Source organism: Mycobacterium sp. (genome assembly GCF_049608025.1).
Taxonomy (GTDB): domain Bacteria; phylum Actinomycetota; class Actinomycetes; order Mycobacteriales; family Mycobacteriaceae; genus Mycobacterium.
In genome coordinates, this window is record NZ_JBMYXC010000109.1 from 1 (window position 1) to 2,831 (window position 2,831).

General features: G+C 63.3%; 3 protein-coding genes. All 3 read right to left on the bottom strand.

Features of this window, described 5'->3' with window-relative positions; genetic code table 11:
• On the bottom strand, positions 1–764 hold a 764-nt coding region (locus ACPGXI_RS17910; RefSeq protein ID WP_526655364.1), incomplete at its 3' end, for a F0F1 ATP synthase subunit gamma.
• Between the two features lie 40 nt (positions 765–804).
• Positions 805–2,451, bottom strand: a complete 1,647-nt coding sequence (gene atpA / locus ACPGXI_RS17915) for a F0F1 ATP synthase subunit alpha (protein ID WP_526655366.1) — start codon at positions 2,449–2,451, stop codon at positions 805–807.
• 41 nt (positions 2,452–2,492) lie between these two features.
• Positions 2,493–2,831, bottom strand: a 339-nt coding sequence (locus ACPGXI_RS17920) for a F0F1 ATP synthase subunit delta (protein WP_526655368.1), incomplete at its 5' end; no start/stop codon positions are given.

A 2,831-nucleotide genomic window follows, 5' to 3' on the forward strand; every position in this document is an offset into this window, starting at 1 on the left:
GCGGCCGCCTCCAGCAGGGCGGCGTATACGCGCGTTGCGACGTAGCGCGGCAGCAGTACGTCGAAAAGCGTTTCGGCAGCCGGTTCGAACGAGAACAGCGCACGCGGCGCGTCATCCTCGGGCTCATCCTCTACGTACTCGACCACCATTGGCGCGATCCGGCGCGCCGCCGATGTCTGCGACAACATCGACCTGAACTCGGTGAACACGATGTGGAGTTCATCGACGCCGAGGATGCCATCCGCGCCCGGCTCGTCGCCCTCGTCATCGACGCCGGACATGAACGCCGTCACCAAAGTCTCGGCGATTTCGCGGGCTTGTTCGTAGGTCGGCCGCTCGGAGAATCCTGTCCACGACTCGGTGATGGCACGTTGGCGGAAGCTGAAATATCCCAGGGCCTTCCGTCCCACCGTGTAGATCACCGGTTCCTTACCCTCTTCGCGCAGCAACGCGAACAACTCCTCGGACTGCCGCAGCACGTTGGCGTTATACGCCCCGCACAGTCCGCGGTCCGAGGACACCACCAGGACAGCGGCACGCTTCGGATTCTCGTGCGGCACCAGCAGCGGGTGATCCAACGCGCTGGCACTTGCCAGCTCGGTGAGCATGTTGGTGAGTTCGGTGCTGTAGGGCCGAGCCGACTCGACTCGGGCCTGCGCCTTGGCGATTCGCGATGTCGCGATCAGTTCCTGGGCCTTGGTGATCTTCTTGATTGACCCGGCGGATCGGATGCGCCCGCGAAGCTCGCGCAATGTTGCAGCCATCTAGCTCTCCTAGACCTTTCCAGAAAGGATCGAGTCGGTCCTACTTCTTGGGCGCCGGCTTGCGGACCTTGACGGTTTCCTTCTCGACGTCCTCCTCGTCCATCGCCTCAGCCGCCGCTTCGTTCACTACGACCGAGCTGCCGTCGGTGGCCGCGAACCCCTTTTTGAACTCGTTGATCACACGGGCGAGCTTCTCCTCGGCGTCCTCGGAGAGCTTCTTGGTCTCCCGGATCTCCTTGAGAATGTCCTCGTGGGATGCCTTGACATGCTCCAGAACCTCGATTTCGAACCGGGAGACGTCTTCCACGGGTACCGAATCAAGGTGCCCCTTGGTGCCGAGGAAGATCGCGACCACCTGATCCTCGACCGGGTACGGCGTGTACTGCGGCTGCTTGAGCAGTTCGACCAGCCGAGCTCCGCGCTCCAACTGCGCCTTGGACGCCGCGTCCAGATCCGAGGCGAATGCGGCGAAAGCCTCCAGCTCTCGGTACTGCGACAACTCCAGGCGGAGACTTCCTGCCACCTCCTTCATTGCCTTGATCTGGGCAGCGCCGCCGACGCGGGATACCGAGACCCCGACGTTGATGGCAGGCCGCACGCCCTGGTTGAACAGGTCAGATTCCAGGAAGCACTGTCCGTCGGTGATCGAGATCACGTTGGTGGGGATGAACGCCGAGATATCGCTGGCCTTCGTCTCGATGATCGGCAGCCCGGTCATCGATCCGCCACCAAGCTCATCGGAGAGCTTGGCGCAACGCTCCAAGAGCCGGGAATGCAGATAGAACACGTCGCCGGGGAACGCCTCGCGACCGGGCGGACGGCGCAGTAGCAGGGAGATCGCACGGTAGGCGTCGGCCTGCTTGGAGAGGTCGTCGAACACGATGAGGACGTGCTTGCCGTCATACATCCAGTGCTGGCCGATAGCCGAACCGGTATACGGCGCCAGCCACTTGAATCCTGCCGCATCGGACGCAGGAGCCGCCACGATGGTGGTGTAATCCAACGCGCCGCCCTCTTCGAGCGCTCGCTTGACGCTGGCGATCGTGGTGCCCTTCTGGCCGATCGCGACGTAGACGCAGCGAACCTGCTGTTTGGGATCGCCGGTCTCCCACGCCTCCCGCTGATTGAGAATGGTGTCGACGCAGACCGCCGTCTTGCCGGTCTTGCGGTCACCGATGATCAGCTGACGCTGCCCGCGTCCGATCGGAGTCTGCGAGTCAATGGCCTTGATGCCGGTCTGCAGCGGCTCCGACACACCCTGACGCTCGATCACCGACGGAGCTTGCAGTTCCAGCACGCGGCGGGTGTCTGAGGCGATGTCACCCTGGCCGTCGATCGGCTGCCCCAGTGGGTTGACGACACGTCCGAGGAACGCATCCCCAACCGGCACCGAGAGAACTTCACCGGTGCGCTTGACCTGTTGACCCTGCTCGATCTTCTCGAAATCGCCCAGGATCACGACGCCCACGCTGTGTTCGTCGAGGTTCAGCGCGACACCGAGCACGCCACCGGGGAACTCGAGGAGTTCCTGGGTCATGACCGAAGGCAGGCCCTCCACGTGGGCGATACCGTCACCTGCGTCGATCACGGTGCCAATTTCTTCACGCTCGGTGTCGGCGGAGAACGAGGATACGTAGTCCTCGATGGCACCTTCGATGTCAGCAGCGGATATTGTCAACTCTGCCATGGCTTTCGGTCCTGCCTTCGTGTCTGTCGTGTCGAAATCTGTTAGTCGGGCAATTGCGTCTCGGCCGCTGCCAAACCTGACGACAGCGATCCGTCGATGACCTCTTCGCCGACGGCGATCTTCAGGCCGCCCAGCACATCAGGGTCGAGGTGGAGTTGTAGCGACACTGGATGCCGGTAAATGCGAGCCAGCACTTCGGTGAGACGGGTGCGTTGCGCCTGCCGGAGATCGGCAGCCGCGGTCACCCGGGCCACGACTTCCCCCCGGCGGGCCACCGCGAGTTCGGCGAGGTCACGCACAGCCTCGTCGGCCCGCTCCCCGGCCAGCAGTTCGATGGTCTGATTCAACAACGCTTCGGTAATGGGGTTGGCGTTGTCGCC